Raw genomic sequence first — 17459 nt, 5'->3', positions numbered from 1 at the left:
GATTTTTGCTCCACCTTTTATCTCCACCTTGAACGGTAATATTTTGCCGTTTTTTTGCGTGCTTGGAGAAAACAAAAAATCCCGATTTCGCTTGGAAATCAGGATTTTACTGTCTTTTGCTTTTCTTCAAAGTGGTGCCACCAGGAATCGAACCGGGGACACAAGGATTTTCAGTCCTTTGCTCTACCAACTGAGCTATGGCACCATCGTTTTGCGGTTGCAAAGATAGAGTAAAATCTTTAATCTCCAAAATAAATGAGATGAAAATGAGGGAAAATAATTTTTTATGAAAAAAACTCGTTTTTCTTTTGTTGGTATTGAAAATATGTCTACCTTTGCAGCGCAAACGAAAAAAACAAACGTTTCAATCGGAATGTAGCGCAGTTGGTAGCGCACTACGTTCGGGACGTAGGGGTCGGGCGTTCGAGTCGCCTCATTCCGACAGAAGAGCGGCAGATGATTCTATATCATTTGCCGCTCTTTCATACTACTCCTCAGTAATAAATAATTTTGTCATTATTTTGTGTGGCATGAGATTATTTATATCTTTGCAAATGATTGGATGAAAAGGTGGAGGGGCGATTTAGCTCCTTTTTTTGTTCTTAATAGTTAATACATGATAGATAAAAACGTTGTAGCTCGGATTGTAGAGGAATGGCTGGAAGATAAAAGTTATTTTCTGGTTGATGTAAATGTGAGTCCGGATGACAAAATTGTAGTGGAAATAGACCATGCAGAAGGCGTGTGGATAGACGACTGTGTGGAGCTGAGCCGCTATATTGAGTCAAAATTAAGTCGTGAAGAAGAGGATTACGAACTGGAAGTAGGTTCTGCAGGAATCGGTCAGCCATTTAAGGTATTGCAGCAGTATGTAGCACATGTAGGTTGCGAAGTAGAAGTGCTGGACAAAATCGGAAAGAAATGGACGGGTGTGCTGGCGGATGCCAACGAAGAGAATTTTACGGTTACGGTAGAAGTGAAAATAAAACCGGAAGGTGCCAAGCGTCCGAAGCTGGTGGAACAGAATGTAACCTTTACGTATGATGAGATAAAATACACCAAATACTTAATTAGCTTTAAATAATTATGGCCAAAAAAGAAGAAACTGTCAGCTTGATTGACACATTCTCGGAATTTAAGGAATTGAAGAACATTGATCGCACCACGATGGTGAGCGTGTTGGAAGAGTCGTTCCGCAGTGTGATTGCAAAAATGTTCGGTACAGATGAAAACTATGATGTGATTGTAAATCCTGACAAGGGGGATTTCGAAATCTGGCGTAACCGTGAAGTTGTGGCGGATGAGGAGCTGACTAACCCGAACCTGCAGATTGCATTATCGGAAGCACGCAAGATTGATGCATCATATGAAGTGGGAGAGGAAGTGACCGATGAGGTGATTTTTGAAAAATTCGGCCGCCGTGCAATTCTGAATCTTCGTCAGACACTGGCTTCAAAGATTCTGGAATTGGAAAAGGACAGCTTGTATAATAAATACATTGATAAGGTAGGTACTGTAATTAGCGCAGAAGTTTATCAAATTTGGAAAAAGGAAATTCTGTTGCTGGATGATGAGGGTAATGAACTGCTGTTGCCAAAGACTGAACAGATTCCGAGTGACTTCTACCGGAAAGGAGAAACAGCTCGTGCTGTGGTGGCGCGTGTAGATAATAAGAACAATAATCCGAAGATTATTTTGAGCCGTACATCACCGGTATTCCTGCAGCGCTTGTTTGAACAGGAAGTTCCTGAAATCAATGATGGACTGATTACCATCAAGAAAATCGCCCGTATCCCAGGAGAACGTGCGAAGATTGCGGTAGAATCGTATGATGAACGCATTGATCCAGTAGGTGCATGTGTTGGTGTAAAAGGTTCTCGTATTCATGGTATCGTGCGTGAATTGCGTAATGAAAATATTGATGTGATTAACTATACATCTAATATACAGTTGTTTATTCAACGCGCTTTAAGCCCGGCAAAAGTTTCGTCTATCATCATGCATGAGGATGAAAAGAGAGCTGAGGTATATCTGAAACCAGAAGAAGTTTCATTGGCTATCGGTAAGGGCGGATTGAATATTAAATTGGCTAGTATGCTGACAGAATATACAATTGATGTATATCGTGAACTGGGTGAAGATGCAGTGGCTGATGAGGATATCTATCTGGATGAGTTCAAGGATGAGATTGACGAATGGGTTATTAACGCAATTAAGGCTATCGGTATTGATACGGCTAAAGGCGTATTGAATGCACCGCGTGAAATGCTCATCGAGAAAGCAGACTTGGAAGAAAATACGGTGGATGATGTCCTGAGAATTTTAAAAGCAGAGTTTGAGGAATAGCGCTTGCTTGTAATGAACAGATGAGGATGAGGGCTTCATTCTCGTCTGCTTGTTTATCTGTGACTGATATATTTTCCCAAACTCTAAAAATTGTGATGAATTATGACTATAAGATTGAATAAAGTAACAAGAGATTTGAACGTTGGAATAACCACGGTGGTAGACTTTTTGCAGAAAAAAGGATATACAGTCGAGGCGAATCCAAATACCAAAATTACTGAAGAACAGTATGCTGCACTGATAAAGGAGTTCAGCAAAGATAAGGATTTGAAAATAGAGTCTGAGAAAATTATTCAGGAACGGCAGAACAAGGAGCGTAATAAGGTTTCTGTCTCTATTGAGGATATTCATCCGGAATTAAAGAAACCGGAGGTTATAGAGACAGTGGTTCCAGAAGATGTGCGACCTAAGTTCAAGCCTGTGGGTAAAATAGACTTGGATGGTCTGAAGAAAAAGAAAAAACCGGCTGTGGTTGAGCCTGCTGAAATGCCTGTGGCTGAAGAAGGACCAGCTAAGCCAGAACCTGAGAATAAACAAGCTGAGGTGGCAGAACCGGAAGTTAAAATTGAAGAGGCTCCTGTACAACAACCTCAGGTAGAAGAAAAAGAAGAATCGAAACAGCCGGAGATAAAGGCAGAAGAATTGAAACCAGAGCCGATGGAAGAAGAAAAAAAGCAACAAACCGTTCAGGAAAATAAAGAAGACGAAGTTTTTAAAATTCGTCCGACAGAATTTAAATCAAAAATTAATGTAGTAGGCCAGATTGATTTGGCTGCATTGAACCAGTCTACCCGTCCAAAGAAAAAATCAAAGGAAGAAAAGAAGAAAGAAAGAGAGGAAAAGGATAAGTTGCGTCAGGAGCAGCGTAAGCAGATGAAGGATGCGATTATCAAGGAAATCCGTAAGAGTGATGAAAAAACAGATAAGGGTGGCTTGAGTGATGAGGCTGCAAAAAAGAAAAAACGCAACCGAATTAATAAGGAACGGGTTGATATCAATAATGCAACCTCCAACGTATCTGGATCTTCACGAAATGAAAAATCTGGAAAAAGTAATCAGAGCCAGGGACAAGGTGGAAAACATAACAAGGATCGTTTTAAAAAGCCTGTGGTAAAGCAGGAGGTGAGCGATGAGGATGTAGCAAAGCAGGTGAAAGAAACACTTGCCCGCCTGACAAATAAGGGAAAGAATAAGGCTGCTAAGTATCGTAAGGAAAAACGTGAAAATATTCAGAACCGTCAACTGGAACAGGAGGAACTGGAGCAGGAAGAAAGCAAGGTATTGAAGCTGACAGAATTTGTAACAGCAAATGAGTTGGCTAACATGATGGATATTCCCGTGACTCAGGTTATCTCAATTTGTATGAGTGTGGGTATCATGGTGTCTATCAACCAGCGTCTGGATGCAGAAACAATTAACCTTGTGGCAGAAGAATTTGGCTACAAGACAGAATATGTAAGTGCGGAAGTGGCACAGGCTGTAGAGGAGGAGGCTGATGCGGAAGAAGATTTGCAACCGCGTGCACCGATTGTTACCGTGATGGGTCACGTAGATCATGGTAAGACTTCTTTGCTGGACTATATCCGTAAAGCAAATGTAATTGCGGGTGAGGCCGGAGGTATCACACAGCACATTGGTGCATATAATGTGAAACTGGAGGATGGACGTCGCATTACGTTCCTGGATACTCCGGGACACGAAGCATTTACAGCTATGCGTGCACGTGGTGCAAAAGTAACTGACGTAGTAATCATTATCGTAGCTGCCGATGACAACGTGATGCCGCAGACAAAAGAAGCTATCAACCATGCGATGGCTGCGGGAGTGCCTATCGTGTTTGCTATCAATAAGGTAGATAAACCGAATGCAAATCCGGATAAGATTAAGGAAGAACTGGCTGCCATGAACTTCCTGGTGGAAGAATGGGGTGGAAAATACCAGTCTCAGGATATTTCAGCCAAGAAAGGTACCGGTGTTCCTGAATTGCTTGAAAAGGTATTGCTGGAAGCTGAAATGTTGGATTTGAAAGCAAATCCGAACCGTAAGGCTACCGGTTCAATTATTGAATCTTCTTTGGATAAAGGACGTGGATATGTGGCTACGGTGCTGGTTTCTAATGGAACGCTGCATGTAGGGGATATTGTGTTGGCCGGAACTTCATACGGTAAGGTGAAAGCGATGTTCAACGAGCGTAATCAGCGCTTGAAAGAAGCTGGTCCTTCTGAGCCGGTATTGATCTTAGGATTGAACGGAGCACCGGCTGCGGGTGATACATTCCATGTGTTTGATACGGATCAGGAAGCACGTGAGATTGCCAACAAACGTGAACAGCTGGCTCGTGAACAGGGCTTGCGTACACAGAAGATGTTGACACTGGATGAAGTGGGACGTCGTCTGGCATTGGGTGACTTCCATGAACTGAATGTGATTGTGAAAGGTGACGTGGATGGTTCTGTAGAAGCTTTGAGCGACTCATTGATCAAGTTGTCTACCGAACAGATTCAGGTGAATGTAATTCATAAGGGTGTCGGACAAATTTCAGAATCGGATGTATCGTTGGCTGCGGCATCGGATGCTATTATCGTAGGCTTCCAGGTACGTCCGTCAGGAAATGCGGCTAAGCTTGCTGAACAGGAAGGTGTGGATATTCGTAAGTATTCTATTATTTACGATGCGATTGAAGAAGTGAAGTCGGCAATGGAAGGTATGTTGGCTCCGACATTGAAAGAACAGGTTACCTCTACAATCGAAGTGCGTGAAGTGTTCAACATCAGCAAGGTGGGTATGGTTGCCGGTGCGATGGTGAAGACCGGAAAGGTGAAACGTACGGACAAGGCTCGCTTGATTCGCGACGGTATCGTAATCTTTACGGGTTCAATCAATGCGTTGAAGCGCTTCAAGGACGATGTGAAAGAAGTGGGTACTAACTTTGAATGTGGTATCAGCTTGACGAACTGCAACGACTTGAAAGTGGGTGACGTGATTGAAACGTATGAAGAAGTGGAAGTAAAACAGACATTGTAAGGACGTAACGTCTGACCATTGTTTGGGTGCAAATAAATACATTTGTCATTCAGAGCAAAGCGAAGATTCTTGTATTCACCCATCAACAGGGGAACAAGTTCTTCGCTTTGTTTTTAATATATATTTCGGATAAATGGCAACAATAGACTGGGTGATTATCATCTTATTGGCTTTAGGAGCTGTCTCTGGTTTTATGAAAGGATTTTTCAAACAACTGGCAGCGGTTGTAGGGCTGATAGCCGGACTGCTGGTAGCACGTGCTTTATTTGTCGGTTTAGGTGAGCAATTGGCCGTAGCGGTAGGTACTTCTGTGACATTCGGGCAGATACTGGCTTTTCTGTTGATAGGTTTGATAGTACCTTTGGTGTTGTCTCTTTTGGCTTCTGCCTTGACGAAAATCGTGGATATGACAGGATTAGGTTTTATCAACCGCCTTTTGGGGGCAGTGCTTGGAGCGATAAAATATGCGCTTGTAATCAGCCTGGTCATCCATTTTATTGATTTTGCCGACTCTAAAGATAACTTAATACATTCAACCACTAAAGGAAGTTCGTTGTTATATTATCCGATAAAGGATTTTTCCGCTTTCTTTTATCCTGTGGTGAAAACTGTAACAGAGAAATTTATAGAAACAGATAATATTCAGAATTGATATGCAAATAGAACCCAATAAATATGTGAAGGAGCTGACGCAGGCGAAGTATAAATATGGCTTCACTACGGATGTTCACACAGATATTATAGAGAAGGGACTGAATGAGGATGTCGTGCGGCTGATTTCTTCAAAGAAAGGTGAGCCCGACTGGTTGCTTGAGTTCCGTTTGAAGGCGTTTCGCTATTGGCAAACGCTGGAAATGCCTACATGGGCACATTTGAATATTCCGGAGATTGATTATCAGGCTATTTCATATTATGCAGACCCTACTAAGAAAAAAGAAGGGCCGAAGAGTCTGGATGAAGTGGATCCGGAACTGTTGAAAACCTTTGACAAACTGGGTATTCCTTTGGAAGAGCGTATGGCGCTGAGTGGTATGGCGGTAGATGCGGTTATGGACTCCGTTTCTGTGAAGACAACTTTTAAGGAGACACTGATGGAAAAGGGGATTATATTCTGCTCTATCAGTGAAGCGGTGCGTGAACATTCGGATTTGGTGAAGAAGTATTTAGGTTCGGTAGTGGGCTATCGTGATAATTTCTTTGCCGCATTGAACTCGGCTGTGTTCAGCGATGGTTCGTTTGTGTATATTCCGAAGGGGGTTCGCTGTCCGATGGAGTTGTCTACGTACTTCCGTATCAATGCGGCCAATACCGGACAGTTTGAACGTACGCTGATTGTTGCAGATGAAGACAGTTATGTCTCTTACCTGGAAGGATGTACGGCACCAATGCGTGATGAAAACCAGTTGCACGCGGCAATTGTAGAAATCGTGGTGCTTGACCGTGCGGAAGTGAAATATTCTACTGTGCAGAACTGGTATCCTGGTGATGCTGAAGGTAAGGGTGGTGTGTATAACTTTGTAACCAAAAGAGGTAACTGTAAAGGGGTGGATAGTAAACTTTCCTGGACACAGGTCGAGACTGGGTCGGCCATTACATGGAAGTATCCAAGCTGTATTTTGAGTGGAGACAATTCTACTGCAGAGTTCTATTCTGTAGCGGTAACCAATAATTATCAACAGGCAGATACGGGTACGAAGATGATTCACCTAGGTAAAAATACTCGCTCTACTATCGTAAGTAAGGGTATCAGTGCAGGAAAGAGTCAGAATTCTTATCGTGGGCTGGTGCGTGTAGCTGAAAAGGCAGATAATGCAAGAAACTACAGTCAGTGTGATTCTCTGTTGTTGGGTAGCCATTGCGGAGCGCATACATTCCCTTATATGGACATTCACAATGAAACGGCTGTGGTGGAACATGAGGCTACGACTTCCAAGATTTCGGAAGACCAGATTTTCTATTGCAACCAGCGTGGTATCTCTACTGAGGATGCCGTAGGACTGATTGTGAATGGGTATGCAAAGGAAGTTCTGAATAAACTTCCGATGGAGTTTGCCGTAGAGGCTCAGAAATTGCTGTCTGTATCGTTGGAGGGCAGTGTGGGATAAACGATAAAAATAGATTGTTATGCTAGAGATAAAGAATTTACATGCCAACATCAATGGCAAAGAGATATTGAAAGGTATTAACCTGACTGTAAAGGCAGGTGAAGTCCATGCGATTATGGGACCTAACGGTTCGGGAAAGAGTACATTGAGCAATGTATTGGTCGGTCATCCGGCTTATGAGGTGACGAAAGGAACCGTAACGTTTGATGGAAAGGATTTATTGGCTTTGAGTCCGGCAGACCGCAGTCATGAAGGATTGTTCCTGTCATTCCAGTATCCGGTAGAAATTCCGGGAGTGAGCATGGTGAATTTCATGCGTGCGGCCGTGAATGAACAGCGTAAGTACAAAGGACTTCCTGCTTTGACGGCCAGTGAGTTTTTGAAACTGATGCGCCAAAAGAGAGAGATTGTAGAACTGGACAGCAAGTTGGCAAACCGTTCGGTAAATGAGGGATTCTCTGGGGGTGAGAAGAAGCGTAATGAAATATTCCAGATGGCTATGCTGGAGCCGAAGCTGAGCATCCTGGACGAAACCGACTCCGGACTGGATATTGATGCGTTGCGTATTGTGGCAGAAGGAGTGAATAAGCTGAAAACTCCAGAAACAAGCTGTATTGTGATTACGCACTATCAGCGTTTGCTGGATTACATTAAACCGGATATTGTACATGTACTTTATAAAGGCCGTATCGTAAAAACTGCAGGTCCGGAGCTGGCATTGGAACTGGAAGAAAAAGGATACGATTGGATTAAGAAAGAACTGGGAGAATGAGCATGAAAGCAGAACAGCAATATATTGATCTTTTCACGCAGTGCGAGGCAATGATTTGTCGGCAAAGTGCGGATGTGCTGAATGCGCCCCGTGCGAAGGCATTTGCTGATTTTGAGAAGCTGGGCTTCCCGACTCGCAAACAGGAAAAGTATAAGTATACGGAGGTGAGCAAGTATTTTGCTCCGGATTATGGGTTGAACTTGAATCGTCTGGAATTTCCGGTTAATCCGTATGAAGTGTTCAAGTGTGATGTGCCCAATATGAGTACCTCACTTTATTTTGTGGTAAATGATACGTTTGACAAGCATGTGCATCCTTCTGCTCAGTTGCCGGATGGAGTTTACTTCGGTAGCTTGAAGGATGTGGCTGAACAACGTCCTGATTTGGTCAGAAAATATTACGGAAAGCTGGCTGATACGTCGAAGGATGCTCTGGCGGCATTTAATACGATGTTTGCACAGGATGGTGTGTGTATGTATGTACCGAAGAATGTGGTGCTGGAACGTCCAATCCAGCTGGTGAATATCTTGCGTGCGGATGTGGATTTCATGGTAAACCGTCGTGTCCTGATTATATTGGAGGATGGTGCACAGGCTAAGTTGCTGGTATGCGACCATGCGATGGACGACGTGAATTTCCTTTCTACTCAGGTAGTGGAAGTCTTTGCAGGAGAAAATGCTGTATTCGACTTGTATGAACTGGAAGAAACTCATAACAGTACGGTACGTTTCAATAACTTATATGTGAATCAGGAAGCTGGCAGTAATGTGCTGTTGAACGGGATGACACTGCACAATGGAACGACTCGTAATACCACAGAAGTGACATTGGCTGGTCGTGGTGCAGAAATCAGTTTGTGCGGAATGGCTATTGTCGATCAGAATGAGCAGGTAGATAACCATACTTTTATTGATCATAAAGTGCCCGACTGCACAAGTAATGAATTGTTTAAGTATGTGCTTGACGACCAGGCTGTGGGAGCTTTTGCCGGAAAGGTACTTGTGAGAGAAGGAGCACAGCATACCTCTTCCCAGCAGACAAACCGGAATCTGTGTGCGACCCGTGAAGCACGTATGTACACTCAGCCTCAGCTGGAAATCTATGCAGATGATGTGAAATGTTCTCATGGAGCTACAGTAGGACAGTTGGATGAAAATGCATTGTTCTATATGCAGCAGCGTGGTGTTAGCCTAAAAGAAGCACGTTTGCTGTTGATGTTTGCTTTTGTCAACGAAGTGATTGACCATATCCGGATGGATGCCCTGAAAGATCGCTTGCATCTGCTGGTAGAAAAACGCTTCCGTGGAGAACTGAATAAATGCCAGGGCTGTGCGATTTGTAAATAATCATATTTTAACAAAAAATTATGCAATACGATGTCAATAAGATAAGAGAGGATTTTCCGATTCTTTCACGGTCGGTGTATGGAAAGCCGCTGGTCTATTTGGATAACGGGGCTACGACTCAGAAGCCTCGTTGCGTGGTGGAATCTATTACAGACGAGTATTATTCGGTAAATGCGAATGTACACCGTGGAGTGCATTTCTTGTCTCAACAGGCAACGAATTTGCATGAGGCTTCACGTGAGACGGTACGTCGGTTTATTAATGCACGCAGTATTTCGGAAATTGTCTTTACTCGTGGAACGACTGAGAGCATTAACCTGGTTGCTTCTTCATTTGCCGATAGTCAGATGAAGGAAGGGGATGAGGTTATTGTTTCTGTGATGGAGCATCACAGTAATATTGTTTCTTGGCAGCTTCAGGCTGCACGGAAAGGAATCGTGCTGAAAGTAATTCCGATGAATAACCGGGGGGAACTTTTGTTGGATGAATATAAGAAGCTTTTTTCGGAAAAGACGAAACTTGTCTCTGTTGCGCATGTATCCAATGTGTTGGGAACAATTAATCCGGTAAAGGATATGGTTGCCTTTGCACATTCGCAAGGTGTCCCGGTACTGGTGGATGGAGCACAGAGTATTCCACATATGAAAGTGGATGTACAAGATTTGGATGTTGACTTTTATGTGTTCAGTGGTCACAAAGTGTACGGTCCTACGGGTATTGGCGTGCTGTATGGAAAGGAAGCCTGGTTGGATAAACTGCCCCCTTATCAGGGAGGAGGGGAAATGATTAAGAATGTTTCTTTTGAAAAGACGACATTTAATGAACTTCCTTTTAAATTTGAGGCCGGCACTCCCGATTATATTGGGTCTACAGCACTGGCAAAGGCATTGGATTATGTTTCAGCCATAGGAATGGATAACATTTTTGCCTATGAGCATGACCTGACCCAGTATGCCATGAGCCGTTTAAAAGAAATCCCGGGAATGAGGATTTTGGGTGAAGCGGAGCAGAAAGGAGGGGTTATTTCTTTCTTGGTAGGGGATATACACCATTTTGATATGGGGACCTTGCTTGACCGCCTAGGTATAGCTGTTCGTACCGGACATCACTGTGCGGAACCTTTGATGCACCGTTTGGGTATTGAGGGCACGGTGCGTGCATCTTTGGGATTGTATAATACGAAAGAAGAAATAGATGCGCTGGTGGAAGGTGTGCTTCGAGTAAGTAAAATGTTTGCTTAAATAAAAAGTAATAAAAGAGCTCTCCCGGTCAGGATTTTCATACAGAGAATGCTGACCGGGAGATTTTTATTTATAAACTGATTAGTGGATGGCTTTTGTGCTTTCTTTCAACCAGTTCTTTTCTTCCTTGCTGAGGTATGGGCTGAGTGTGGCATATACTTTCTGGTGATAATCGTTTAACCATACTTTTTCTTCCGAACTGAGTAATTCAGGCAGAATCGGTTTAAGGTCGATAGGGCATAGGGTCAATGCTTCAAATTTGTAGAATTTGCCAAAGTCAGTCGTTTGGTCGTCTACAATTAGCATGGTGTTTTCTGTGCGTACACCATATTTCCCGGATTTGTATACTCCTGGTTCATTGGTGACCGTCATTCCTGGAAGGAGAAGAGCAGGCATGTGGTTCATACGGAACTGATGAGGCCCTTCGTGCACATTCAGAAAATGTCCGACGCCATGTCCTGTACCATGTCCGTAGTTCATACCTTCTTTCCATATAAATTGTCGCGCCAATATGTCGAGCTGGGTGCCACAGGTGCCATATGGGAAGTGAGCCATGGAGAGCTGTATGAATCCTTTTAGGATAAGGGTATAATCTTTCTTCTGCTCTTCTGTGACGTGCCCTAATGCGATGGTACGAGTGATGTCGGTTGTTCCATCGAGGTATTGTCCTCCGCTGTCAAGAAGAAGGAAGCCTTCAGGTTTCAGGGTTGCTGCGGTTTCTTCAGTTGCTTCGTAATGTACGATTGCGCCATGTGTCTGATAACCGGCTATGGTATCAAAGCTGATACCTTGGAAGTTTTCTTGTGCAGAACGGAATTCGTATAGCTTCTGGTCAATGGATAATTCGGTTTCTGTTCCACTTTTTACAGCGTTTTCTAACCAATAAAGGAAGCGAACCATAGCCACCCCATCGCGTGTCATGGCTTGTTTGAATCCGGCGATTTCTGTAGAGTTTTTGATAGATTTCAAATATAATACCGGAGACTCAATCTGTTTTACCTGACTGCTTTTGCTGGCTGCTTGATAAAGGGTATAGTTGGTTGAATAGGGGAGCTGTAAGCAGCCTTCTTTATATTCCTCCAAATCTTGGGCTATTTGTGTATAGTATTTAATAGAAACCTGGTTTGTTTCTAAATAGCGAAGTACCTCATCTGTTAGTTTATCCGGATGGATGTACAATGTACTTGAAGTAGAGGTGATGAAAAGATAGGAAACGAATACCGGATTGCAATGTACGTCAGTGCCCCTTAAGTTTAAAGTCCAGGCTATTTCATCCAAGGCGGAAATTAAGATGCCATTAACTTGATTTTCTTTAAGAATAGTTTGTATCCGACTGATTTTTTGATTACACGTCTCTCCGCTGTATTCCAAAGGCAAAATAAATGGAGGGTTCGGCGGTAGTGAGGGACGGTCTTTCCACAATAAACTAAACGGGTCCTCCACGTTAACCAGTTCCAAATGATATTTTTCAAGTGCTTTTTGCAATTGCAGAGCTTCGGACGTGCTGTTTACCCATCCGTCGATACCGACTTTTTCTCCAGGTTTCAGAACGCTTCCTAACCAATCAGCAATGGAAGGAGTTTCCGGAAGACGGTCTTTGAATAAAATTAGTCCGCTTTCTTGAAGTTGTTCTTCTGCTTGTAAAAAATAACGAGAGTCGGTCCATAATCCTCCTTGTGTCATGGTGATTACAGCTGTACCGGCCGAACCGGTGAATCCGGAAATCCATTTCCGTGATTCCCAATGAGCAGGTACATATTCTCCAGAATGAGGGTCGGTACTGGGCACAATAAATGCAGATATGCCTTTGGTATGCATAAATCTGCGTAAGGCTTCAATTCTATCAGATATACGGTTCATGATGTAAATGAATTTAAGGAGATTCTAAACAAACATGACAAAAATAATAAATGGTGTGGAAAGGGGAGGCTTGATTTTGTCTGAAGTTGATTTTTTGAATAAAATCTTTTGGAAAGTTTTGTAAATAAAGAAAGTATGTGTAATTTTGCGCCGCAAATTAACTGCGAAATAATTTAATAACAACATACTTAATTTTAAAAACATGATTGTAGTACCAGTAAAAGAAGGCGAAAACATTGAAAAAGCGCTGAAGAAATTCAAAAGAAAATTTGAAAAAACAGGTGTTGTAAAAGAACTGAGAAGCAGACAGCAGTATGACAAACCGTCTGTTTTGAAGAGACTTAAAATGGAACGTGCTATTTACGTTCAGAAAATGCAGCAGAACGAAGATTAATAATTCTGCAAAACTCTTGAATTATTGAATTCTTTTTCATAAATTCGTTGCTGAGAATAAAAGCGATGTTTCTATGTTGAAAGATTCTTTTCTGAAGTATTTGCTTCTTGAACGGAATTATTCCGAAAAGACAATTCTTAGTTACGGGATAGATTTGGATGAGTTTGAAGCATACTTTAAGAGTGTGGACGAAGAATTTGAGTTTGCCAGCGTGGATGCGGATGTGGTTCGTGGATGGGTGCTCTCATTGATGGATGAAGGTCGCGCTGAAACAACGGTAAACAGGAAACTTAGTTCGCTTCGCTCTTTTTATCATTATTTGCTACGTCAGAAGTTGGTGGCGGTGGATCCGGTGGCGAAGGTTGTCGGTCCGAAGAAAAAGAAGCCTTTGCCAGTTTTTGTAAGAGATGAGACGATGAATCAACTTCTTGATGGATTCGAATTCTCGCAAACTTTTGAGGGGGTGCGTGATAAGGCTGTGCTTGAGGTGTTTTATTCTACTGGCATGCGGCGCGCTGAATTGATAGCTTTGAGGGATGAAGACGTTGATTTTTCGGCATTGGTGATAAAAGTGACAGGAAAGAGAAATAAACAGCGCTTAATTCCTTTTGGGGATAGACTGCAAGAGGTTTTGAGTGCGTATTTACAGGAAAGAGCTCGTTTTTATTCGGGTGAATGTGAGGCTTTCTTTATTCGAAAGGGTGGGGTAAGGCTTTCTCCTTCATCTGTGAACTATATTGTGAAGCGATACCTTTCAAAGGTTGTGACGCTGAAGAAGAAAAGCCCTCATGTGTTGCGGCATACTTTTGCAACATCTATGTTAAACCATCAGGCGGAACTGGAGGCGGTAAAAGAATTGCTTGGACATGAAAGCTTGACGACGACAGAAGTTTATACTCATACAACTTTTGAGGAATTAAAACAGGTTTATGAACAAGCTCATCCTAGAGCGTAAAGAAAAGGAGGTATTTATGGAAGTAAGAATTCAATCCATTCATTTCGATGCATCTGACAAACTGGAGGCTTTTATTCAGAAAAAAGCTGAGAAGCTCGAGAAGTTTTGCGATAATATAATGAAAGTAGAGGTGTCTTTGAAAGTTGTAAAACCTGAAACTGCAATGAATAAAGAAGCAGGGGTGCGCGTGTTGGCACTGAATTCAGAGTTTTATGCGGAAAAAATAAGTGATACATTCGAAGAATCGATAGATGTGTGCATAGAGGCACTGTCTAAGCAACTGTTGAAGGCAAAAGAAAAACTTCAAGGTAAATAAAAAAGTTGCGTAAAAGTTTTGTGATTAAAAAATAATATCTAACTTTGCAGCCGCTAAGTTATGGAAAATGACGAGGCTGCAAAGTTTGATTTTGCCTCTTTAGCTCAGTTGGCCAGAGCACGTGATTTGTAATCTCGGGGTCGTTGGTTCGAATCCGACAAGAGGCTCAAGAAGAAAAATCTTAGTCTGATTCTAAGAAATGGGCAAATACCAGAGTGGCCAAATGGGGCAGACTGTAAATCTGCTGGCTTACGCCTTCGGTGGTTCGAATCCATCTTTGCCCACTGAAATTGCGGAAGTAGCTCAGTTGATAGAGCATTAGCCTTCCAAGCTGAGGGTCGCGGGTTTGAGTCCCGTCTTCCGCTCTTTTTCTTTTGCTGTTATAGCTCAGCGGTAGAGCACTTCCTTGGTAAGGAAGAGGTCCCGGGTTCAAGTCCCGGTAACAGCTCGTGAATTTGTAAAGCTGATTATTAATCAAAATAAATAACAAGTAAAGCTATGGCTAAAGAGAAATTTGAACGTTCGAAACCGCACGTTAACATTGGTACTATCGGTCACGTTGACCACGGTAAAACCACTTTGACTGCTGCCATCACAACTGTATTGGCAAAGAGAGGTCTGTCAGAATTGCGTTCTTTCGATTCAATCGACAACGCTCCTGAAGAAAAAGAAAGAGGTATTACTATCAACACTTCTCACGTAGAGTATCAGACTGCTAACCGTCACTATGCTCACGTAGACTGTCCGGGGCACGCCGACTACGTTAAGAACATGGTTACTGGTGCTGCTCAGATGGATGGTGCTATCATCGTAGTTGCTGCTACTGATGGTCCGATGCCTCAGACTCGTGAACACATCTTGTTGGCTCGTCAGGTGAACGTTCCTCGTCTGGTTGTATTCTTGAACAAATGCGACATGGTCGATGACGAAGAAATGTTGGAGCTGGTTGAAATGGAAATGCGTGAATTGTTGTCATTCTATGACTTCGATGGTGATAATACTCCTATCATCCGTGGTTCTGCTTTGGGTGCATTGAATGGTGTTCCTCAGTGGGAAGAAAAAGTTATGGAATTGATGGATGCAGTTGATAACTGGATTCCATTGCCTCCGCGTGATATCGATAAACCGTTCTTGATGCCGGTTGAAGACGTATTCTCAATCACTGGTCGTGGTACTGTAGCTACTGGTCGTGTTGAAGCTGGTATCATCAAGGTTGGTGACGAAGTTGAAATCTTGGGTCTTGGTGAAGACAAGAAATCAGTTGTAACTGGTGTTGAAATGTTCCGCAAATTGTTGGATCAGGGAGAAGCTGGTGATAACGTAGGTTTGTTGCTTCGTGGTATCGACAAGAACGAAATCAAACGTGGTATGATTTTGTGTCACCCGGGTCAGGTTAAAGCTCACTCTAAATTCAAAGCTGAGGTTTATATCTTGAAGAAAGAAGAAGGTGGTCGTCACACTCCGTTCCACAACAAATATCGTCCTCAGTTCTATCTGCGTACTATGGACTGTACAGGTGAAATCACTTTGCCGGAAGGAACAGATATGGTAATGCCGGGTGATAACGTAACAATCAACGTTGAGTTGATTTATCCGGTTGCATTGAACGTAGGTCTGCGTTTCGCTATTCGTGAAGGTGGTCGTACAGTAGGTGCTGGTCAGATTACTGAACTTCTTGACTAATAATATCTTATAATAGATAGATTGATAGTTCCCGGAGGAATTCGGGAACTATTTTTACGGGAATAGCTCAGTTGGTAGAGCATCGGTCTCCAAAACCGAGTGTCGGGAGTTCGAGCCTCTCTTCCCGTGCTAAAATTAAAAGAATATGTTTACAAAGATAACAAATTATTGTAAGGAATCTTATGACGAACTAGTCCATAAAGTATCATGGCCTACTCGTTCAGAACTTTCTAGTAGTGCAGTGGTTGTTTTAACTGCTTCCCTCCTCATTGCACTCGTTGTTTTTCTAATGGATTCTGCCTTCCAGTTTATTATGGAAGATGTTATCTATCCGCACTAATAAACAGTAAGAAAACATGTCTGAGATTGAAAAAAAATGGTACGTATTACGTGCCGTGAGTGGAAAGGAAAACAAGGTGAAAGAATATCTTGATGCAGACATCAAGCACGGTAACCTTGGCGACTACGTGTCTCAGGTGTTGATTCCTACCGAAAAGACGTATCAGGTTCGTAACGGTAAGAAAATCGTAAAAGAGAGAACTTATCTTCCTGGTTACGTTTTGGTAGAAGCCGCTTTGGTTGGAGAGGTTGCTCATCATTTGAGAAATACTCCTAACGTTATTGGCTTCTTGGGAGGACTGGATCACCCGGTTCCTCTGAGACAATCGGAAGTGAATCGTATTCTGGGTACGGTAGATGAACTTCAGGAAAGCGGAGAGGATTTGAATATCCCTTATACCGTAGGAGAAACAGTGAAAGTAAGCGTTGGCCCGTTTAGCGGATTCAGTGGTCTCATTGAAGAAGTAAACGCGGAAAAACGTAAGCTGAAAGTAATGGTCAAAATATTCGGGCGGAAAACTCCGTTGGAATTAGGCTTTACGGATGTGGAAAAGGAATAATGCATTTTGTTACGTGCAATTGTTCTATTCGTTAAATACTTATATAAAAATTACAAAAGAAAATGGCTAAAGAAGTTGCTGGACTAATCAAATTACAGATTAAAGGAGGCGCTGCAAATCCATCACCTCCCGTTGGACCTGCTCTGGGTTCTAAGGGTATCAATATCATGGAATTTTGCAAGCAATTCAACGCCAGAACCCAGGACAAGGCAGGTAAAGTATTACCTGTAATCATTACCTACTACACAGACAAGTCTTTTGATTTCGTAATCAAAACTCCTCCTGTGGCTATTCAGTTGCTTGAGGCTGCCAAAATCAAGAGTGGATCTGCAGAACCTAATCGTAAGAAAGTCGCTGAATTGACTTGGGATCAGATTCGTGCAATTGCTCAGGATAAGATGGTTGACTTGAACTGCTTTACTATCGAATCTGCTATGTCAATGGTAGCAGGAACAGCTAGAAGTATGGGTATCGCTGTAAAAGGTGACTTCCCGGGTAATAACTAATTAACTTCAATT

At 42.6% G+C, this 17459-nt stretch carries 16 protein-coding genes and 7 tRNA genes; 21 read left to right on the top strand and 2 right to left on the bottom strand.

Annotation, left to right across the window (positions count from 1 at the left end):
• Positions 1-132 precede the first annotated feature (132 nt).
• Positions 133-205, bottom strand: a tRNA-Phe gene (locus tag WKT20_RS12140).
• Positions 206-369: 164 nt separating this feature from the next.
• Here WKT20_RS12140 and WKT20_RS12135 point away from each other — a divergent pair.
• The 9 genes from WKT20_RS12135 (at position 370) to WKT20_RS12095 (ending at position 10834) form a co-directional block, all read left to right on the top strand.
• Positions 370-442 (top strand) — tRNA-Pro (locus WKT20_RS12135).
• Positions 443-616: 174 nt separating this feature from the next.
• The gene (rimP, locus tag WKT20_RS12130) at positions 617-1084 is read left to right on the top strand and encodes a ribosome assembly cofactor RimP (RefSeq protein ID WP_117702519.1); all 468 of its coding nucleotides are present in this window, start codon (positions 617-619) and stop codon (positions 1082-1084) included.
• A 2-nt stretch (positions 1085-1086) separates the two neighbouring features.
• Positions 1087-2346 (top strand): transcription termination factor NusA, encoded by a 1260-nt coding sequence (nusA, locus tag WKT20_RS12125; RefSeq protein ID WP_007564131.1) that lies wholly within the window; start codon positions 1087-1089, stop codon positions 2344-2346.
• A gap of 102 nt (positions 2347-2448) precedes the next feature.
• Positions 2449-5370 (top strand): translation initiation factor IF-2, encoded by a 2922-nt coding sequence (infB, locus tag WKT20_RS12120; RefSeq protein ID WP_117702520.1) that lies wholly within the window; start codon positions 2449-2451, stop codon positions 5368-5370.
• Positions 5371-5503: 133 nt separating this feature from the next.
• Positions 5504-6022 (top strand): CvpA family protein, encoded by a 519-nt coding sequence (locus WKT20_RS12115; protein ID WP_117702521.1) that lies wholly within the window; start codon positions 5504-5506, stop codon positions 6020-6022.
• Between the two features lies 1 nt (position 6023).
• Positions 6024-7475 (top strand): Fe-S cluster assembly protein SufB, encoded by a 1452-nt coding sequence (gene sufB, locus WKT20_RS12110; protein WP_270653065.1) that lies wholly within the window; start codon positions 6024-6026, stop codon positions 7473-7475.
• 19 nt (positions 7476-7494) lie between these two features.
• Complete coding sequence (gene sufC / locus WKT20_RS12105) at positions 7495-8247, top strand: Fe-S cluster assembly ATPase SufC (RefSeq protein ID WP_007564139.1); 753 nt, start codon at positions 7495-7497, stop codon at positions 8245-8247.
• A gap of 2 nt (positions 8248-8249) precedes the next feature.
• Positions 8250-9593: a Fe-S cluster assembly protein SufD gene (gene sufD / locus WKT20_RS12100; RefSeq protein WP_117702532.1), complete on the top strand. Its 1344-nt coding sequence runs from the start codon at positions 8250-8252 to the stop codon at positions 9591-9593.
• 20 nt (positions 9594-9613) lie between these two features.
• A complete protein-coding gene (locus WKT20_RS12095; RefSeq protein WP_340417428.1) occupies positions 9614-10834 on the top strand; it encodes an aminotransferase class V-fold PLP-dependent enzyme in 1221 nt (406 codons plus the stop codon).
• A gap of 81 nt (positions 10835-10915) precedes the next feature.
• On the opposite strand, the gene WKT20_RS12090 is transcribed toward WKT20_RS12095, so the two are convergent.
• Positions 10916-12697 carry an aminopeptidase P family protein gene (locus WKT20_RS12090; protein WP_412296438.1) on the bottom strand — a complete coding sequence of 594 codons (1782 nt, stop codon included), beginning with the start codon at positions 12695-12697 and terminating at the stop codon, positions 10916-10918.
• Positions 12698-12896: 199 nt separating this feature from the next.
• Between WKT20_RS12090 and rpsU the strand changes: the two genes are divergently transcribed.
• From rpsU to rplK, 12 genes are all read left to right on the top strand, one after another.
• Entirely contained in the window at positions 12897-13088 is a 192-nt protein-coding gene (rpsU, locus tag WKT20_RS12085; protein WP_007564149.1) for a 30S ribosomal protein S21, read from the top strand.
• A gap of 73 nt (positions 13089-13161) precedes the next feature.
• Complete coding sequence (locus tag WKT20_RS12080; RefSeq protein WP_302463316.1) at positions 13162-14043, top strand: tyrosine-type recombinase/integrase; 882 nt, start codon at positions 13162-13164, stop codon at positions 14041-14043.
• 16 nt (positions 14044-14059) lie between these two features.
• The gene (hpf, locus tag WKT20_RS12075; RefSeq protein WP_340417426.1) at positions 14060-14359 is read left to right on the top strand and encodes a ribosome hibernation-promoting factor, HPF/YfiA family; all 300 of its coding nucleotides are present in this window, start codon (positions 14060-14062) and stop codon (positions 14357-14359) included.
• A gap of 93 nt (positions 14360-14452) precedes the next feature.
• Positions 14453-14526 (top strand) — tRNA-Thr (locus WKT20_RS12070).
• Between the two features lie 34 nt (positions 14527-14560).
• Positions 14561-14643 (top strand) — tRNA-Tyr (locus tag WKT20_RS12065).
• 8 nt (positions 14644-14651) lie between these two features.
• Positions 14652-14724, top strand: a tRNA-Gly gene (locus tag WKT20_RS12060).
• 11 nt (positions 14725-14735) lie between these two features.
• Positions 14736-14807 (top strand) — tRNA-Thr (locus tag WKT20_RS12055).
• Between the two features lie 50 nt (positions 14808-14857).
• Complete coding sequence (gene tuf, locus WKT20_RS12050; protein WP_117702526.1) at positions 14858-16042, top strand: elongation factor Tu; 1185 nt, start codon at positions 14858-14860, stop codon at positions 16040-16042.
• Between the two features lie 56 nt (positions 16043-16098).
• Positions 16099-16171: transfer RNA gene (locus WKT20_RS12045), tRNA-Trp, on the top strand.
• Positions 16172-16187: 16 nt separating this feature from the next.
• Complete coding sequence (gene secE / locus WKT20_RS12040) at positions 16188-16382, top strand: preprotein translocase subunit SecE (RefSeq protein ID WP_007564155.1); 195 nt, start codon at positions 16188-16190, stop codon at positions 16380-16382.
• A gap of 16 nt (positions 16383-16398) precedes the next feature.
• Positions 16399-16941, top strand: coding sequence for a transcription termination/antitermination protein NusG (nusG, locus tag WKT20_RS12035; protein ID WP_007564156.1), 543 nt, complete (start codon positions 16399-16401; stop codon positions 16939-16941).
• 62 nt (positions 16942-17003) lie between these two features.
• Positions 17004-17447: a 50S ribosomal protein L11 gene (gene rplK, locus WKT20_RS12030; RefSeq protein WP_007564157.1), complete on the top strand. Its 444-nt coding sequence runs from the start codon at positions 17004-17006 to the stop codon at positions 17445-17447.
• The last annotated feature ends 12 nt before the right edge of the window (positions 17448-17459 follow it).

Origin of the sequence: Phocaeicola sp. ICN-14070, from assembly GCF_037892625.1 — a bacterium.
Lineage (GTDB): Bacteria > Bacteroidota > Bacteroidia > Bacteroidales > Bacteroidaceae > Phocaeicola > Phocaeicola plebeius.
This window is presented reverse-complemented; position numbering and strand designations above follow the sequence as displayed.

Excerpts from the sequence above, each read along its gene's own strand:
- nusG (WP_007564156.1), top strand. The coding sequence starts at position 16,399 with ATGTCTGAGATTGAAAAAAAATGGTACGTATTACGTGCCGTGAGTGGA.
- sufC (WP_007564139.1), top strand. The coding sequence starts at position 7,495 with ATGCTAGAGATAAAGAATTTACATGCCAACATCAATGGCAAAGAGATA.
- rimP (WP_117702519.1), top strand. The coding sequence starts at position 617 with ATGATAGATAAAAACGTTGTAGCTCGGATTGTAGAGGAATGGCTGGAA.
- sufD (WP_117702532.1), top strand. The coding sequence starts at position 8,250 with ATGAAAGCAGAACAGCAATATATTGATCTTTTCACGCAGTGCGAGGCA.
- WKT20_RS12095 (WP_340417428.1), top strand. The coding sequence starts at position 9,614 with ATGCAATACGATGTCAATAAGATAAGAGAGGATTTTCCGATTCTTTCA.
- WKT20_RS12115 (WP_117702521.1), top strand. The coding sequence starts at position 5,504 with ATGGCAACAATAGACTGGGTGATTATCATCTTATTGGCTTTAGGAGCT.
- infB (WP_117702520.1), top strand. The coding sequence starts at position 2,449 with ATGACTATAAGATTGAATAAAGTAACAAGAGATTTGAACGTTGGAATA.
- sufB (WP_270653065.1), top strand. The coding sequence starts at position 6,024 with ATGCAAATAGAACCCAATAAATATGTGAAGGAGCTGACGCAGGCGAAG.
- tuf (WP_117702526.1), top strand. The coding sequence starts at position 14,858 with ATGGCTAAAGAGAAATTTGAACGTTCGAAACCGCACGTTAACATTGGT.
- rplK (WP_007564157.1), top strand. The coding sequence starts at position 17,004 with ATGGCTAAAGAAGTTGCTGGACTAATCAAATTACAGATTAAAGGAGGC.
- secE (WP_007564155.1), top strand. The coding sequence starts at position 16,188 with ATGTTTACAAAGATAACAAATTATTGTAAGGAATCTTATGACGAACTA.
- nusA (WP_007564131.1), top strand. The coding sequence starts at position 1,087 with ATGGCCAAAAAAGAAGAAACTGTCAGCTTGATTGACACATTCTCGGAA.
- hpf (WP_340417426.1), top strand. The coding sequence starts at position 14,060 with ATGGAAGTAAGAATTCAATCCATTCATTTCGATGCATCTGACAAACTG.
- rpsU (WP_007564149.1), top strand. The coding sequence starts at position 12,897 with ATGATTGTAGTACCAGTAAAAGAAGGCGAAAACATTGAAAAAGCGCTG.
- WKT20_RS12080 (WP_302463316.1), top strand. The coding sequence starts at position 13,162 with ATGTTGAAAGATTCTTTTCTGAAGTATTTGCTTCTTGAACGGAATTAT.